Origin of the sequence: Nocardia ignorata NBRC 108230, from assembly GCF_001612905.1 — a bacterium.
In the GTDB taxonomy this organism is placed as follows: Bacteria; Actinomycetota; Actinomycetes; order Mycobacteriales; family Mycobacteriaceae; genus Nocardia; species Nocardia ignorata.
The window spans coordinates 37,443-52,773 of the sequence record NZ_BDBI01000007.1 but is presented as its reverse complement, the minus strand read 5'-3'; the positions used below and the strand labels follow the sequence as shown (position 1 = coordinate 52,773).

General features: G+C 69.0%; 16 protein-coding genes. 8 read left to right on the top strand and 8 right to left on the bottom strand.

Annotated elements, in window-relative coordinates; genetic code table 11:
* Positions 1-12: 12 nt before the first annotated feature.
* The 3 genes from NI2_RS06275 to NI2_RS06265 all read right to left on the bottom strand — a co-directional run bounded on the left by NI2_RS06275 (position 13) and on the right by NI2_RS06265 (position 2,893).
* Positions 13-717 carry a S1 family peptidase gene (locus NI2_RS06275; protein WP_243749924.1) on the bottom strand — a complete coding sequence of 235 codons (705 nt, stop codon included), beginning with the start codon at positions 715-717 and terminating at the stop codon, positions 13-15.
* Between the two features lie 98 nt (positions 718-815).
* Positions 816-2,138 (bottom strand): bifunctional RNase H/acid phosphatase, encoded by a 1,323-nt coding sequence (locus NI2_RS06270; RefSeq protein WP_133734064.1) that lies wholly within the window; start codon positions 2,136-2,138, stop codon positions 816-818.
* Between the two features lie 17 nt (positions 2,139-2,155).
* Positions 2,156-2,893, bottom strand: a complete 738-nt coding sequence (locus NI2_RS06265; RefSeq protein ID WP_067487292.1) for a zinc ribbon domain-containing protein — start codon at positions 2,891-2,893, stop codon at positions 2,156-2,158.
* Between the two features lie 73 nt (positions 2,894-2,966).
* On the opposite strand from NI2_RS06265, the gene NI2_RS06260 reads away from it, so the two are divergent.
* On the top strand, positions 2,967-3,167 hold the full coding sequence (locus NI2_RS06260) for a hypothetical protein (RefSeq protein WP_133734048.1): 201 nt from the start codon (positions 2,967-2,969) through the stop codon (positions 3,165-3,167).
* An 88-nt stretch (positions 3,168-3,255) separates the two neighbouring features.
* On the opposite strand, the gene NI2_RS06255 is transcribed toward NI2_RS06260, so the two are convergent.
* Together NI2_RS06255 and NI2_RS06250 are read right to left on the bottom strand one after the other, a co-directional pair.
* A complete protein-coding gene (locus NI2_RS06255; RefSeq protein WP_067487429.1) occupies positions 3,256-4,371 on the bottom strand; it encodes a Nif3-like dinuclear metal center hexameric protein in 1,116 nt (371 codons plus the stop codon).
* A gap of 94 nt (positions 4,372-4,465) precedes the next feature.
* Complete coding sequence (locus tag NI2_RS06250; RefSeq protein WP_067487427.1) at positions 4,466-5,650, bottom strand: pyridoxal phosphate-dependent aminotransferase; 1,185 nt, start codon at positions 5,648-5,650, stop codon at positions 4,466-4,468.
* Positions 5,651-5,721: 71 nt separating this feature from the next.
* On the opposite strand from NI2_RS06250, the gene NI2_RS06245 reads away from it, so the two are divergent.
* Both NI2_RS06245 and NI2_RS06240 read left to right on the top strand, forming a co-directional pair.
* Positions 5,722-6,225 carry a low molecular weight protein-tyrosine-phosphatase gene (locus tag NI2_RS06245; RefSeq protein WP_067487285.1) on the top strand — a complete coding sequence of 168 codons (504 nt, stop codon included), beginning with the start codon at positions 5,722-5,724 and terminating at the stop codon, positions 6,223-6,225.
* The gene (locus NI2_RS06240) at positions 6,225-7,082 is read left to right on the top strand and encodes an SURF1 family cytochrome oxidase biogenesis protein (protein ID WP_067487281.1); all 858 of its coding nucleotides are present in this window, start codon (positions 6,225-6,227) and stop codon (positions 7,080-7,082) included. Before NI2_RS06245 ends, NI2_RS06240 begins: the two co-directional genes overlap by 1 nt.
* A gap of 41 nt (positions 7,083-7,123) precedes the next feature.
* Here the strand turns inward: NI2_RS06240 and NI2_RS06235 are convergent, their stop codons facing one another.
* A complete protein-coding gene (locus NI2_RS06235) occupies positions 7,124-8,041 on the bottom strand; it encodes a cobalamin biosynthesis protein (RefSeq protein WP_067487278.1) in 918 nt (305 codons plus the stop codon).
* 111 nt (positions 8,042-8,152) lie between these two features.
* Between NI2_RS06235 and sigJ the strand changes: the two genes are divergently transcribed.
* From sigJ to NI2_RS06220, 3 genes are all read left to right on the top strand, one after another.
* Positions 8,153-9,091 (top strand): RNA polymerase sigma factor SigJ, encoded by a 939-nt coding sequence (gene sigJ, locus NI2_RS06230; protein WP_067487275.1) that lies wholly within the window; start codon positions 8,153-8,155, stop codon positions 9,089-9,091.
* Positions 9,092-9,220: 129 nt separating this feature from the next.
* Positions 9,221-10,081 (top strand): SDR family NAD(P)-dependent oxidoreductase, encoded by an 861-nt coding sequence (locus tag NI2_RS06225; RefSeq protein WP_067487272.1) that lies wholly within the window; start codon positions 9,221-9,223, stop codon positions 10,079-10,081.
* Between the two features lie 51 nt (positions 10,082-10,132).
* Entirely contained in the window at positions 10,133-10,627 is a 495-nt protein-coding gene (locus NI2_RS06220) for a nuclear transport factor 2 family protein (RefSeq protein ID WP_067487270.1), read from the top strand.
* Here the strand turns inward: NI2_RS06220 and ald are convergent.
* The gene (gene ald, locus NI2_RS06215) at positions 10,624-11,736 is read right to left on the bottom strand and encodes an alanine dehydrogenase (RefSeq protein WP_067487268.1); all 1,113 of its coding nucleotides are present in this window, start codon (positions 11,734-11,736) and stop codon (positions 10,624-10,626) included. The genes NI2_RS06220 and ald overlap by 4 nt on opposite strands.
* A 136-nt stretch (positions 11,737-11,872) precedes the next feature.
* On the opposite strand from ald, the gene NI2_RS06210 reads away from it, so the two are divergent.
* Both NI2_RS06210 and NI2_RS06200 read left to right on the top strand, forming a co-directional pair.
* Positions 11,873-12,388, top strand: coding sequence for a gamma carbonic anhydrase family protein (locus NI2_RS06210; RefSeq protein WP_067487266.1), 516 nt, complete (start codon positions 11,873-11,875; stop codon positions 12,386-12,388).
* Positions 12,389-12,701: 313 nt separating this feature from the next.
* Positions 12,702-13,319, top strand: coding sequence for a TetR/AcrR family transcriptional regulator (locus tag NI2_RS06200; RefSeq protein ID WP_067487261.1), 618 nt, complete (start codon positions 12,702-12,704; stop codon positions 13,317-13,319).
* Here the strand turns inward: NI2_RS06200 and NI2_RS06195 are convergent.
* Complete coding sequence (locus NI2_RS06195) at positions 13,313-15,262, bottom strand: N-6 DNA methylase family protein (protein WP_067487258.1); 1,950 nt, start codon at positions 15,260-15,262, stop codon at positions 13,313-13,315. The two genes, NI2_RS06200 and NI2_RS06195, sit on opposite strands and share 7 nt — an antisense overlap.
* Positions 15,263-15,331: the final 69 nt, after the last annotated feature.

Here is a 15,331-nt window from a genome sequence, read left to right as displayed (position 1 = left end):
TTCGTGCGGAGATCAGATCGGCTGGAAGCCAGCGCCGACCCCACCCGCGCGGTTCACCACGTCGAGGATCACCTCGATCGGCTGGAAGTAGGCGGGCGAGTGGATAGGGTTGGCGCCGTTGGTGCACGGCACGTCGAAGTCCACGGGGCCGAGGCCGGTGAGCCTGCCCTGGTTCATGCCGACGAGCCGGTCACCGACAACGACCGGGCCACCGGAATCGCCCGGCTGCGAGCAGTACTGGTTGATCGAGTTGCCCTCGAGCTCACCCCACACCACACCGCAGCTGCGGCCGCTGGTGCGCCCGTCGGAGCACACGGTGGAGCCCGGCGCAGGCGCGGGGCCCAGGCCTGCCACGGTGGTCTGGCCGATCGTGCGCGTGGGCACCACCTTGGACGCATCCAGTTGCAGCACAGCGAAGTCCAGGTAGTCACCGTCGTCGGAGAAGGCGACGGTACCGATCACGCCGGCGTGCAGCGCCTGCTCCGCGCCGACCTTGGCACCGGTCGACGCGCAGTGCCCGGCGGTGAGACCGACCAGTCGGCCCGCGTTGTCGTGGCCGATGGCCGTGAGCGAGCAGCCGGAGTTGTTGTCGAAGACGATGCCCGAACCGGCACCGAGCACCACGCTCGGATCAGCCGACACGCTGCCTACACCGGCAGACGTGGTGAGCGCCCCCGCGATGGCCGCCGCGAACGCCGCCATCCGTAGAAACTTCATCAAGTACCTTTCTCCACGGCCGCGACCGGCTATGCGTCGACGTGACGCGCATCGCGAACCCGGGCGACCGTACCGCGCCCGGGTGACACGGGGCCACCTCAGAGATAGGAAGTGTCGTTGACCAGGCGCACCGAAGCGCCACCGTCGGGATAGAACTCGGCGATACACAGCGACGCCAGGTCCAGGTGCAACCGGTAGAGCAGCGACGGGCCGACCCCGAGCGCCAGCTGCAGCAAGGTCTTGATGGGGGTGACATGACTGACCACGACGACGTTCTCGCCGGGATACAGCGCCACCAGGTCGCGGCGCACACCCTCGATCCGTTCGCGCACCTGGACGAAGCTCTCACCACCGGGCGCGGGGATCGACGGGTCGCCCAGCCAGTCGGCGTGCAGCGCCGGATCGCGCTGTGCCGCTTCGGCGAAGGTGAGTCCTTCCCACTGGCCGAAATCGGTTTCGATGAGGCCGTCGAGAATGCGCAGGGGCACATCGAGTGCGGTGGCGGCGGCCTCGGCGGTGGACCGGGCCCGCTGCAACGGTGAGCTCACGACGGCGGCGATATCACCTTTGGCGGCAAGCATTTTCGCGGAGCGATCGGCCTGTTCGCGACCCAGATCGGTGAGGGCCGGGTTGCCGCGGCCGGAGTAGCGGCGCTGCACCGACAGCTCGGTTTGACCGTGGCGCAACAAGAGCAGGCGGGTGGGGCGGCCGCTGGCGCCGGTCCAGCCCGGGGAATAGGTGGAAACTTTTTGGGCGGCAGGCGATTCCGTCTTGCCCACGCCACCGACGACGATCTGCTCGCCTGTCGGCGTGACAGCCACCTGCTCGCCCGTCGGCGCGACAGCGGCCTTGTCGCCGGCCGGGGTGACGGTTGCGCCCGAAGTAGTCGACGCTTCGTCGCCGGCGACGACGCTCGGCTCCACCTCGCCTGCGGCTCGATCATCCGCCGCGCCGAGGGCGACCTGATCTCCCGGCGTGTAGCCCGCGGCGAGAGACTCGCGGACGGTGCCGACGAGGGCGCCGTCGTCCATCGCCTCGTTCGCCAGCCGGTCGGCGTGGGAGTTCTCGGCGCGCGGGATCCAGGTGAAACTCACCCGGTCGAAACCGGCGACCAGCCGACGTGCCTGTTCGGCGAGCGGAATCATGGAGGCGTGCTTGATCTTCCAGCGGCCCGACATCTGTTCGACGACGAGCTTGGAGTCCATGCGCACCGTCACGACCCGCGCACCGAGTTCGGTCGCGGCTTCCAGACCCGCGATCAGCCCACGGTATTCGGCCACATTGTTGGTGGTGACGCCGACGTATTCCTTGCGTTCGGCCAGCACGCGCACGTGATCGTCGGCGAAGACCACCGCGCCGTAGCCGGCCGGGCCGGGATTGCCGCGTGAGCCGCCGTCGGCTTCGACGATCACCTCACGCACACCAACCGGCCCAGCGCTCACAGTCCGGATTCCTTGGTGCGCACCATGATCGCGCCGCATTCGGGGCAGCGGACCACCGCGTCGGGTGCGGCCTTGGCGATGCGCTGCATCTCACCGCGGTCGATCTCGATACGGCACGCACCGCAGCGGCGGGCCTGCAGCAGGGCGGCACCGACACCGTGGGCGGCGCGCTGCTTGTCGTAGACGGCGAGCAGTTCCTCGGGGAACAGGCCGATCAGGGCGGCGCGGTCGTTCTCGCACCGTTGCTGCGCGACCTCCAGGTCGGCCATCGCCTCGTCGCGCAGGCGTTCGGCGTCGGCCAGATCCTGATCGGCCTTGCTGAGCCGGGCACCGGCGTGGTCGTGGTCGGCGGCCATCGCCTCACGCTGCTCCATCACGGTCAGCAGTTCGTCCTCGAGGACGGCGCGACGGCGTTCCAGGCTGCCCAGTTCGTGCTGGAGTTCGGAGAGCTGTTTGGCGGCGACGGAGCCCGAGGTGAGCATGGCGCGGTCGCGGTCCTCGCGCTTGCGCACCGCCTCGACCTCACCCTCGAGTTTGCGGATGTCACGATCCAGGTCGTCGATGCCGATCTCGACCGCGACCGCGGCGTCCTTGTAGCCGTTGCGTTCGGCCGCCAGCCGCGCGACCTCCTGCTGCTCGGGCAGCGCGGTGCGCCGGTGCGCGATCCGCGTCAGCTCGGCATCGACAGCGGCGAGCTGCAACAGCTTGGACTGGACCGACGGTTCGACATTCAACGGGCACGAACTCCTGAACACGGTGGACGGATGGATCGATCAACCGTACCGCGCCGCACGAGGCGAACACGCCATGACCCGGATCCGCGACCGAACGGAACCGAACGTCATCTACTTCGGTCTTGCCCTGACCCCGCTGATGATCGGCATCGCGTGGATGACGATCCACGCGTCGGCGTTCGCGTTCCTGACCTGTGTCATCTCCGCGCTGGTGATCCTTCCGCTCGCGTTGTTCGCGGCACCGGCGGTTTCGTGGAGGACGAGCGATACCTAGAGGCTGAGCTGGCGCCGGACGGGAGCCCGGCTGACCGTGCGGGCGCACCCGAATTTCGTGGCCGCGTGGGGGAAGCGGGTGCGGTGACTCAGCCGGTGACCGTCCACGGATCCGTGCGGAGGGTCGACACGCGGGTGGTGAGGGCGGGCAGCGCGCGCGTGACGACGGATTCGGCCTGGGCGCACCATGGGAATTCGGTGGCCCAGTGGGCGGCGTCGATGAGGGCGGGGCCGCCTCGGCGGAGGTGTTCGTCGACGGGGTGGTGGCGCAGGTCGGAGGTGAGGTAGGCGTCGACGCCCGCGCGGATGGCGGCGCCGAGGTAGGAGTCGCCGGCACCGCCGCAGACGGCCACCCGCTTGATCGTCCGGTCCGGGTCGCCCGCGGCTCGCACGCCCCAGACGGTGCGCGGTAGGCCGTTGCCCACGCGGGCGGTGAACTCGCGCAGTGTCTCGGGTTCGGCGAGTTCACCGATGCGGCCGATGCCGAGGGACGACGGCAGGGGTGCGCGTTCGGTGACGTGGTAGGCCGGTTCCTCGTAGGGGTGGGCAGCGCGCAGAGCCGCAAGGACGGCGGTGCGCGCGGACGGCGCCGCGACCACCTCGACCGCGTCCTCGGTGACGGTCTCGACGGTTCCGACCGCGCCGATGGCCGGGTTCGCGCCGTCGACCGGCAGGAACTGGCCGGTGCCTGCGGTGTACCAGGCCGCCTCGCGGTAGTCGCCGATCGCGCCCGCACCGGCCGCGAACAGTGCCGACATCAAGGCGGCGGTGTGCGTCTGCGGCACCTGAATGACCCACTTGTCCATCGGGGCAACCGGTTTGGGGTCGAGCGGGCCCGTGACGGTGAGGCCGACTGCGGCGGCGAGCGCGTCGGAGACGCCGGGGTCGGCGGAATCTGCGTTGGTGTGCGCGGAGAACAGCGCGCAGTCCGAGCGGATCAGCCGGTGCAGCAGGGCGCCTTTCGGTGTACTCGCCGCCACGGTGTCGACGCCGCGCAACAGCAGCGGGTGATGCACGACCAAAGCCTGTGCGCCCCAAGCGATCGCCTCGTCGACGACGGCAGCGGTGGCGTCCACGGCGAACAGCACCTTCGAAACCTCTTGCGCCGGATCACCACACACCAGACCAACCGAATCCCACGATTCGGCCAGTCTCGGTGGGTACGCCGCGTCGAGCACCCCGATCAGTTCGGCCAGGTCGGTCACCGCCGCCTCCTTCGCTCCGCTGAGACCTGCGCCGTCGTGGGCAGGTTCGACACTCGTTCGCCTTGATCGCATATGGCCCCGCGAGGAATCGACATCACCACAGCGCGGCCCGCAACCCGTCGATCAGCTGATCCACCTCGGCGCGGCCGCGCACTGCGACGCGCAAATGGTCGGGGCCGAGACCCGGGAAGGTGTCGGCGCGGCGGACGGCGATGCCACGGTCGGCGAGATGCTTGCGGACCAGGGCGCCGTCCGTGACGCGCAGGAGCAGGAACGGGCCGGTGGCCGGGGTGTGCACGTCGATGCCGAGCGCGGTGAGACGGTCGATCATGGCGTCGCGGTCGGCGGCGATGCGCTGGGCGAGGTGCTGGGATTCGGCGACGGCGGCGGGTTCGGCGGTGGCGCGGATCGCCTCGAGCTGCAGGGTGCCGAGCGGCCAGTGCGGGCGACCCTGGGTCAACCGGGCCAGCACCTCGGGAGCACCGAGTACGTATCCGCAGCGCAGACCGGCCAACGCCCACGTCTTGGTGAGACTGCGCAGCACCAAGACGTCCGGTGCGCTCAGCCCGGCCAGCGACTCGAGTTCGCCACCGATACCCTTCGGACGTACCGCACCGGGAACAGCGTCGACATCCGCACTCGGGGGCGCAGCGCCACCGGCATCCACACGGTGGGCCGCAGCGCCACCGACCTCTACACGCTGGGTCGCGGCGCCACCGGCCTCGGGTCGCGCAGTCGACGAACCCGCCGACGCTCGGAGGTAGGCGACCGCGTCGGCGAAGGCTTCGTCTACGACGACGAGGCGGCCCGGGCGGCGTAGCGCCTGGATGGTTTCGGCGGGGTGCAGGATCGAGGTGGGGTTGGTGGGGTTGCCGAGGACGACCAGGTCGGCTTCTTCCGGTACCCGGGTGGGGTCGAGGGTGTACGGGCGTTCGAGGACGACGCGGGTCACCGGGACGCCTGCCTCACGCAACGCCAGTTCCGGTTCGGTGAAGGACGGGTGGATGACGGCGGCGAGGCGGGGGCGCAGGCGGGGCAGCATCGCGAAGCCTTCGGCGGCGCCTGCCAGCAGCAGGACTTCGTCGGGAGCGCGGCCGTGGCGGGCGGCGACGGCCGTGCGGGCGGCGAGTTCCTCGGCTGCGTCGGGGTAGCGGCCGAGGTCGGTGAGGCGGGCGGTGAGGCGGGCGCGCAGCCAGGCGGGTGGGGCCGTGCCCTGGACGTTCACCGCGAAATCGAGCATGCCCGGGCGCGCTTCCACGTCGCCGTGGTGGCGCAGCATCGCGGGGTCGACCGAGTCCTCGAACACAACTGAACACCCTACGTGGCGCCGCTGAGGCCCTACCGGCGACAATGGGTGCCGTGGGAGAGCTGCACGTGACCTTCGTCTGCACAGGGAACATCTGCCGGTCGCCGATGGCGGCGAAGATGTTCGAAGCGCATCTGTACCGTGCCGGTCTGGCGAACCGGGTGCGGGTGAGCAGCGCGGGCACCGGATCGTGGCATGTCGGTGACCCCGCCGACCCGCGTACCGCCGCCACCCTGCGCCGCGCCGGTTACGCCGCCGAACACATCGCCGCCGCCTTCGGCGACGAGCATCGCGACGCCGACCTGATCGTGGTGCTCGACACCAGCCACGACCGGGAACTCGCCCACCGAGGCGTCCCCACCGAACAGCGCAGGCTGCTGCGCAGCTTCGACCCCGCCGCCGACGGTGTCGACGTGCCCGACCCGTACTACGGCGACCAGACCGACTTCGACCTGGTCCGCGACCAGATCGAGGCCGCTGTCCCCGGCCTGCTCGACTGGGTGTGGGCCGAGCTCGAGGCCCGCGACCCGGCCGCCGCGCGACGCTGATGCGCAAACTCACCTTTCTGCTGCGCCCGAGCTGGCTGATTCTGGCGCTCGTCGTCGTCGCGTTCGCCTACCTGTGTTTCACGATCCTCGCGCCTTGGCAGCTGAACAAGAACAGCAGCACCGAGCACCGCAATCAGCTGATCGCCGATTCGGTGCAGGCCGATCCGGTGGCTGTTACCGACATCCTCGCCGGTGATCCCGGTACTCATACCGAGTGGCGGAAGGTGATCGCCACTGGCACCTTCCTGCCGGATTCGACGGTGCTCGTCCGGTTGCGCCACCTCGACGGTGCGCCGGGATACGCGGTTCTCGCCGCGTTCCGGCTCGATGACGGTCGTACTCTGCTCGTCGACCGTGGTCTGATCGCGGCTGTCGACGGGACGCGGCCGCCTGCGATTGCCGAGCCGCCGGGCGGGGCGCAGCGGATCGAGGCGCGAGTGCGGGCTTCCGAAGGGGTCGTTCCCGATAAGGTGCCGAGCACGCAGGACGGGTTCCGGCAGGTGTACACGGTCGATACGACTCAGGAATCCACGGTTCTCGGTATCCCGCTGACGCCGATTCCCACCGGTACCGACAAGGGCGGTTATCTTCAGCTTGCCGAGGGGCAGCCGGGGGCGTTCACGCCTGTTCCCCTCCCCCAACTGGATGCGGGTCCCTACCTCTCCTACGGCCTTCAATGGCTGGCCTTCGGTGTGATGGCTCCGCTCGGGCTCGGGTATTTCGTGTTCGCCGAAATGCGGGCTCGCCGTCGTGAGCGTGGAGAAGTCGGGTCCGAGGTGTCCGATCAGCCTGCTTCGACTTCTGAGGAGAGCACTACGGAAGCGCGTCTCGCAGATCGGTACGGCCGCGGTCGCTGATCGGTGGAGTCCGCTGGGTGGCCGCGTTGTCGCCCGTCCATTCACCTACGCAGCAATGCCAGCGCGGCGCTGACTGCTACGGCTCCGATCTGTACTGCTTCCGACATACGGACGGCTCTGCGGAGATCTTCGGTTTCGGGGGCGCGCCCGGTCCCCAGTGTCGGGCGTAGTTCCGCTCCGTAGCGGTACTGGGTGCGGCCGCCGAGTCGGACCCCGAGTGCGCCTGCCATCGATGCCTCGACAACACCGGCGTTGGGGCTCGGGTGTTTGCGCGCGTCCTGGCGCCAGGCTTGCCAGGCCTGGCCGGGGGTTCCGCCGACGAGCGGCGCCAGCACCACTGTGAGCAGTCCGGTCACCCGCGCGGGGACGAGATTCGCCGCATCGTCGGTGCGGGCGGCTGCCCAGCCGAAACGCAGGTAGCGCTCGTTGCGGTAGCCGACCATCGCGTCGAGCGTGTTCACCGCTCGATATCCGAGCAACCCGGGCACTCCGGCCACAGCACCCCACAGCAGCGGTGCGACGGTGGCGTCGGAGGTGTTCTCGGCGATGGATTCGAGTGCGGCGCGGGCCAATCCGTCGGCGTCGAGGACCGAGGGGTCGCGTCCGCACAGTGAGGGCAGCAGTTCGCGGGCGGCGTCGATATCGCCTGCGTCGAGCCGGTCGGCCATGTCGCGGCCGGCCCGGGCCAGGCTGCGGCCGCCCAGAACGGTCCAGGTGGCGAGGGTTGTCGCGAGGAGGCCACCGCGCGCGGCTACGGCAGCGAACGCGAGGACCGAGCCGACCGCCACGGTTTCGTGCAGGATTCCGGCGCGGTGGGTGTCGGCGTAGGTTCGCTGCTCCAATGCCGCTGCCGCCGTGCCGAATCCGGCTACCGGATGCCAGCGGCGTGGGTCGGCGAGTACCCGGTCGAGTGCGAAACCGAGCAGCAGTCCCGCGGCGGTCGAAATCCCCTTGTGCACGGGGCGAGGTTAACCGGTGGGGCAACGATGTCACACCGGATGCGTCTGCTTCGTCGTCTCCATGACAGCATCCTGGGCGACCCGCCCGCTCTCGACCGAACGGCTGGCACGATGACCGACACCGCGAACCTCGACCGCGCGGAACTGGCGCGACGCTTCGAGGAGCACCGCGCCTACCTGCGCAGGCTCGCCTACAGCACCCTCGGCAGCTTGGCCGACGCCGAGGACGTGGTGCAGGAGGCGTGGCTGCGGCTGCAGCGGCAGCACGAGGCGGGCAAGGCGGACGAGATCGACAATCTGCGCGCCTGGCTCACCACCGTGACGGGCAGGCTCGCCCTCGACCAGCTCGGGTCCGCGCGGGCTCGGCGCGAACAGTACGTCGGCGAGTGGTTGCCGGAACCGGAGGTCAGCACCATGGACGATCCAGCCGACCGCATCACCCAGGACGAACGGGTCACCACCGCACTGCTGGTCGTGCTCGAATCCCTCTCCCCCGCCGAACGCACGGCCTTCGTGCTCCAGGACGTGTTCGGGATGTCGGGTCCTGAGGTCGCCGAGGTGGTCGGGCGCACCCCGGCCGCGGTGCGTCAGCTGGCCTCGCGTGCCCGTAAGCACGTGGAGAGCGGCACGCCGCGATTCCCGGCGTCGCCCGCCGAACAGGAGAAGGTGGTTTCGGCGTTCGCCCTGGCCTGGCGCTCGGGCGACCTGAGTTCGTTGCTCGGCGTGCTGGACGAGAAGGTGGTGCTCACCGCCGACGGTGGCGGCAAGGTGCCCGCGATCCGCCAGCCGGTGCGCGGCGCCGAACTCATCGCCAAGATGCTGCTCGGCTGGTACCACGCACCGTCGGCGACCGATGCCTGGGGCCGTGCGGTGCTGGTCAACGGCGCACCGGGGCTGGTGGTGTTCGACGGCACCCACATCGGTGTCTTCTCGTTCGTCGTCGACGACGGGCGCATCGTCGCCATCAATGTGGTCCGCAACCCCGACAAGCTGCGCGACCTGCCGACCGAGGGCGCACCCGACTGGTACATGGGCCGCGCCGAGGACTAGCGGTAGATGTGACAAGCCGAGCCATTACCTTCCCGGCTACCGGGAAGATCTCTGTGACCCCTCCGGCCGGTCCGGTTCAGTAGTGGAACGTGTCGCACGGTGTGACCTGTCGGACAGGGTAGGGAGTCGATGGTGGGTTCGGAACGAATCGTGGTGGTGACCGGCGCGAGTCGCGGTGCGGGCAAAGGCATCGCGCTCGCGCTGGGGGAAACCGGGGCGACGGTCTACGTCACCGGGCGAACGCGGAACGAAGGCGATTCCCCACTCCCGGGCACAGTGTTCGCGACCGCCGAGGAGATCACCCGCCGCGGCGGCCACGGCGTGCCCGTCGTGCTCGACCATCGCGACGATGCCCAGTTCGAGTCCTTCTTCGCACGTCTTCGCGACGAGCACGGACGGCTCGACATCCTGGTCAACAACGCGCTCGCGGTACCCGACGGCCTGACCGAGAAGGGGCCGTTCTGGGACAAGCCGCTCACCTTGCTCGACCTGCTGGATGTGGGTATGCGCTCGAGCTACGTCGCCACCTACTACGCCGCACCGCTGCTGGTGGCCGATGGCGCGGGGTTGGTCGTGAACACATCGTCGTTCGGCGGCACCTGCTATATGCACGGGCCCGCATACGGTGCGGGCAAGGCGGCGGTGGACAAAATGGCGCACGACATGGCCGTCGACTTCCGTCCGTGGAACGTGGCGGTCGTCTCGATCTGGATGGGTCTGCTCGCGACCGAGCGCACGCTCGCCGCGTTCGCCGCGAATCCGGGCGCCTATGACGGACTTGCCGCGACCGCCGAATCGCCGGAATTCACCGGTCGTGTCATCGATGCCCTCGCGCGTGATCCCAAGTTGATGGACCGTACCGGCCAGGTGCTCATCGGCGCCGAGATCGCGCGGGAACTCGGCGTCGAGGACACCCGGGGCCAGCACCCGCCTTCGCACCGGCCATTCCTCGGTAACCCTCCGGTGTTCTCCGACGCGGTCGTCGACTGACCTCGCAAACCCGACATTCGCTCATCACCTCCACACCCGGGCAGGCAACCGATGGATCTCGCACAACGCATCGACACCCTCGAAAAGATCGAAGCGATCAAACAACTCAAGCACCGGTACTGGCGAGCCTGTGACAACAAGGACCCGAAGACGATGCGGGACTGCTTCATCCGGTCCGGCGCCGACCTGGACTACGGCCGAATCGGCACCTTCCACGACGCAGGACCGCTGGTCGAAATCTTCACCCGCATCGCGTTGCACAAGGTCGACGGCAAACACGTCGTCCTCGACATGCACCACGGCATCCACCCCGACATCACCCTCACCGGGGAACGCACCGCGACAGGCCGGTGGACCCTGCGGTTTCGCCAGGTCAATCTGATCGACAACACCGAGTTCGTCTCGACGGGCGACTACGACGACGACTACGTGATCGAGGACGACCGCTGGAAGATATCACGCAGTCATTTCACGGAGCGCTGGTCGATCACCCGCCCGCTCCTGGCGGACTCCGTCATCGCCGAGGGAACCTTCGCGGAGGCCTAGACCCCGAGCGAATACCCGTGCGCTGCGGCCACTTCCGCCGACAGCAGCTTTCCGTCGACCGCGGTGAGCCCGGCCGACAACCCGGGATCAGCGGTGCACGCCCCACGCCAGCCGTTGTCGGCGATGGCCAGCGCGTAGGGCAGGGTGGCGTTCGTGAGCGCCACGGTGGAGGTGTGCGGGACCGCGCCGGGCATGTTCGCGACACAGTAGAACAGCGAATTACCCACGGGGAAGGTGGGATTCGCGTGCGTCGTCGGACGGGTCGACTCGAAGCAACCGCCCTGGTCGACGGCGATGTCGACGAGTACCGAACCCGGCCGCATCCGCGCGACCAGCTCGTCGGACACCAGCTTCGGCGCCTTCGCCCCGGGCACGAGCACCGACCCGATCACCAGATCGGCGGCGAGCACGGCCTTCTCGATCTCGAGGGCGTGCGAGGCCAGGGTACCGACCCGCCCGGCGAACCGGGCGTCGAGTTCCCGCAACCGGGCCAGATTCGTATCGAGCACGCTCACCCGCGCACCCATCCCCACCGCGACGCTCGCCGCGTTGGTGCCCGCCACGCCACCGCCGAGCACCACCACGTCGGCGGGCCGAACCCCGGGCACGCCGCCGAGCAGCACGCCTTCCCCGCCCATCGGCGCCATCAGGTGATAGGCACCGACCTGGGCGCTGAGCTTGCCCGCCACCTCGCTCATCGGCGCGAGCAACGGCAACGAACCGTCGGCCGCCCGGACCGTCTCATAGGCGATGGCGGTGATCCCCGACGAAAGGATCGCGTCGGTACAGTCCTTCGACGCGGCCAGATGCAGATACGTGAAAAGCACCTGCTCGCGCCGCATCAGCGAATACTCCTGCGCGATGGGTTCTTTCACCTTCAACACCAGATCGGACTCGGCCCACACCTGGTGGGCGTCGACCGCGATCCGCGCACCGGCGGCCCGGTAGTCGTCGTCGGCGAAGCCCGAGCCGACACCAGCACCCGCCTGCACGAGCACCTCGTGCCCGTGGGCGGCGAGCTCCGCGGCACCGGCCGGAGTCAGCGCGACCCGGAATTCTTGCGGTTTTACCTCGGCCGGAACACCGGAAGTTACGCCCGTTGCCGTCATTCACCCAGACTAGATCCTGTTTCGGCGGGCCGCAGTCGAATCCGTCGCGTGTCCGGATCCCCACCTCACAGGCGCTGCGACCACCGGGCGGCGGCCCACCGCGCCAGACGCCGGAGCCCAGCGCGATAATCGCCGCATGATCATCAAGGTGAGCGGGTTCGCGCCCGAGATCGACGAGTCAGCATGGATCGCGCCGAACGCGACCGTGATCGGACGGGTGCGCCTGGGCGCCGAGGTCGGCGTCTGGTACTCGGCGGTCCTGCGCGGTGACCTCGAACAGATCACCGTCGGCGCCCGCACCAACATCCAGGACGGGTGCGTGCTGCACGCCGACCCCGGCTTCCCGCTCACCGTCGGTTCCGGCGTATCGGTGGGGCACAACGCGATTCTGCACGGGTGCACCATCGGCGACGACGTGCTCGTCGGCATGGGCGCCACCGTGCTCAACGGCGCGGTGATCGGGGCGGGCACCCTGATCGCGGCCAACGCGCTCATCCCCGAGGGCGCCCAGATTCCGCCCGGCTCGCTGGTTGCCGGGGTGCCGGGCAAGGTGCGTCGCGAGCTCACCGAGGCACAGCAGGACGGCATCAAGCTCAACGCCGCTGTGTACCTACACAATCTCGCTACTCATCGGGACGCCGAAGTGTTGTGACGCATCACACTGAGCAAATGACCAGTAGGGAAACCTGATAACATTTGCCCTGCGTATCGCGACCGGTCCACCGAGTCTTCAGGGTCGGCACCGATACGCGGGGCAGGAGGTATCACGGTGGCATACGCGCAGGTAGGTGTGCACCGATCCGGGGGCAGGCTCAGCGTGGCCGATATCGCGGCACAACCAGGCGGTATCGAGGCACTCCAGTGCCGTGTTCACGAATTACGTTCCCGGGGTGTGCATTTCGCGGCAAACGCGATCGAGCAGGAGATGGTCGCGCTGGATCTCCCACCACGGGGATAATGGGCTGATGCCCACTGTCTCGACCATCCTCGCGCGGATCCTGGAAAAACCCGTCACCGACGGGGAGAAACTGCTCGACAGCGCGCTGTCGGCGTTTCTGGATTTCGGGATCAAACGGACAAGCATGGGCGAGATCGCGCGCCGCGCCGGCATCAGCCCGGCCACCCTGTACCGACGCTTCGAATCCAAGAACGACCTGGTCGAAGCGGTGGGCGTGCGTGAGGCGCAGCGCTATGTCGGCGAGATCGACGAGCGGGTCCGCGCGGTCACCGAACCCGAGGACCGGCTGGTCGAGATCTTCGTCGCCTTCGTCACGACCATCGCGGGCAACGAACTGCTGCGGCGGTTGCTCGGCACCGAGCCGGAGATGATCCTGCCCAAACTCACCACCGACGCCGGGCCCATCCTGGCGGTGGGACGTGAATATCTCGCCGACAAGCTGCGTGAGGTGCAGGCGGGCTCCCCCGACTTCGACCCCGACCTGGTCGCCGAGATCATGGCCCGGCTCGCCCTCTCGCTGGCGCTGACACCCGACGGGCTGATCCCGCTCGACGACGCAGAGGCCGGGCGGGAGTTCGCGCGCCGCACGCTGCTGCCGATGGTCGGCGTGCGGCCGTCCTACTGAGCGGACACCCCGAACGCCTCGGCGACGGCTTCGTCGACGGCGGCGTCGGGCACCGCGACGCCGTCTTCCAGGAGACCACGCACGCGACGCACGATCTCGACGGCGGCCGGACCGCACGGGTCGGGCAGGGGCAGCCGGGCGACGTACTGGGTGATCCAGCGCCGCCTGCCCGAATACAGACGGTTGCCGCAGACCGCGTCGTAGAAGCGCAGGCCCAGCGCCGAATTCGCCACGCCCATCAGGAGATACGCCAGGTCGGTCGCGGACTTGCCTGCGTCGAGGTCGGTGAGCGAGATCCAGTAGCAGTCGCCGTTCACCACGGCACCGGAACGGTCGAGGGCGAAGCGGGGCCGTTCGCTGATATCGGGGAAGACGAGTTTGGGCGCACCCCACAGGTGCGGTCGTTGCGGCACCCAGATCTCGTACCACTTGCGGCCGCCGTCGAGAACATAGCGTCGACCGGACAGAGCTTTCTCATGGGTGCGCAGATACTCTGCTGCGCACGGAAATTCGGCCAGATCGACGGGGGTGCGCCGTGTTTGCCGCAGGTCATAGGGGTAGAGCACTCTGGTGCCACGATCCTTCTTGATCTGCCACCGCTCGAGGTCGTGGTGAGTAATCAAGGGCTGCAGCAGTTCTCGCTCGGGCGTGGGATCGAGGTCGTCCCAGTGGTCGGAGATGAACACCCGATCGGCGGTCGTCTTGATACCCACCCGGATCCGCGCGGTCTCGCCGAAGGTGTGCCAGGTTCGGTCGGCGATCTTGTCGAGCCAACGGTCGACAGCCGGACGCGACATCCGCCAGACCGTCTCGCCGTGCGGCCGTTCGTGATCACTGATCACCCGGCCGACCGCCGGCCCGTTCGCCGCTTCACGCCCCTGCGATGCCAACGTCCCCACTTCAACCGCGAATACGCGTCCCCCAGCCCCGACCAGGCAGTCGGTCTCCCCGGCCAGCGCGTCGAACAGCTCTGTACCGCAGCCTGTTTCGTCGCCAGTTCGCTCATAGACGGAGACGTACCGGCAACCGACGGAGCTCTCGGCAACGTTCGCCGGATCGCTTCGCTTCGAGAATCCGTAGGCGGACAGCGAATCGGTGGGCACGATCGCGGCCGCCGCAGCACCGCCCGCCGCAGTGCCGGACGCCGAGGCGGAAGCTGCGGCATACGCGCGCGTTCCGCGGTTCTGATGCGCGTTGTCGGCGCCTACACCGCTCGCACCGTCACCGGCCGGGATCGTGTCGTCGCCGGGAAGCGCGCGGGCATGCGCGACGCTCGCGGCTGATCTGGTGGCGATGGTGATCGCGGGGAGGACGGCGGCGGAGAACAGTTTGGTATCGCCGAGGTCGTAGAGCTCGACCGGGGTCAGGTCGGCGGTGAGGATGCGGCGCAGGTTGGCACCCGCGCGGGTCGTGAGAAACCTGTTGGCACAGAGCAATCCGAGCACTCCACCCGGCGCGAGAAGACGCGGCGCCAGGGCAACGAAGGGATGGGTGAGATCGATACGCCCACGGAGCCCGAACTTTCGGCTGAGCAATTGCGCAGTGGCCCCGCCGAGCTGCTGCGTGCGCACATACGGCGGGTTGCTGATGATCAGATCGAAGGAGCCTTTCGCCAGACGCGGCGCCTTCGCCAGGAAATCCCCTACTCGGCAGTGGATCTCGACTTCCTCGGCCGCAGCCCGCGCCACCGTTTCACCGACGGCGGCGCGGTCCAGGTCGTACCCGGTGAGCCGGACCGCGACACCCGGTGCGCACGACACCATCTCCCGATGCACCGCGAGCAGCAGCTCCCCGTCCCCACAGGCCGGGTCGAGCACCCGCAACTCGGCGCCGCACGGGGCGTACAGCAGCGCCCGGCGCGCCAGAAACCGCGCCAGCTCCGGCGGGGTGTAGTGCCTGCCGTGCCGTTTGCGCTCCTGCGCATCGCGGGACTGCAACGCCATGGGTCCGATTGTGCCCCGCCACGCCCCGATTGCGCGTCAGGCGCGGGCTGCCATCGCCCCCCGCCACAG

Bases quoted from the DNA above. Each gene is read 5' to 3' on its own strand.
- NI2_RS06275 (WP_243749924.1), bottom strand. From the start codon at position 717: ATGAAGTTTCTACGGATGGCGGCGTTCGCGGCGGCCATCGCGGGGGCG.
- NI2_RS06260 (WP_133734048.1), top strand. From the start codon at position 2,967: ATGACCCGGATCCGCGACCGAACGGAACCGAACGTCATCTACTTCGGT.
- NI2_RS06250 (WP_067487427.1), bottom strand. From the start codon at position 5,650: ATGCTGCGCCACCACGGCGACGTGGAAGCGCGCCCGGGCATGCTCGAT.
- NI2_RS06245 (WP_067487285.1), top strand. From the start codon at position 5,722: ATGGGTGCCGTGGGAGAGCTGCACGTGACCTTCGTCTGCACAGGGAAC.
- NI2_RS06240 (WP_067487281.1), top strand. From the start codon at position 6,225: ATGCGCAAACTCACCTTTCTGCTGCGCCCGAGCTGGCTGATTCTGGCG.
- sigJ (WP_067487275.1), top strand. From the start codon at position 8,153: ATGACCGACACCGCGAACCTCGACCGCGCGGAACTGGCGCGACGCTTC.
- NI2_RS06225 (WP_067487272.1), top strand. From the start codon at position 9,221: ATGGTGGGTTCGGAACGAATCGTGGTGGTGACCGGCGCGAGTCGCGGT.
- NI2_RS06220 (WP_067487270.1), top strand. From the start codon at position 10,133: ATGGATCTCGCACAACGCATCGACACCCTCGAAAAGATCGAAGCGATC.
- ald (WP_067487268.1), bottom strand. From the start codon at position 11,736: ATGACGGCAACGGGCGTAACTTCCGGTGTTCCGGCCGAGGTAAAACCG.
- NI2_RS06210 (WP_067487266.1), top strand. From the start codon at position 11,873: ATGATCATCAAGGTGAGCGGGTTCGCGCCCGAGATCGACGAGTCAGCA.
- NI2_RS06200 (WP_067487261.1), top strand. From the start codon at position 12,702: ATGCCCACTGTCTCGACCATCCTCGCGCGGATCCTGGAAAAACCCGTC.
- NI2_RS06195 (WP_067487258.1), bottom strand. From the start codon at position 15,262: ATGGCGTTGCAGTCCCGCGATGCGCAGGAGCGCAAACGGCACGGCAGG.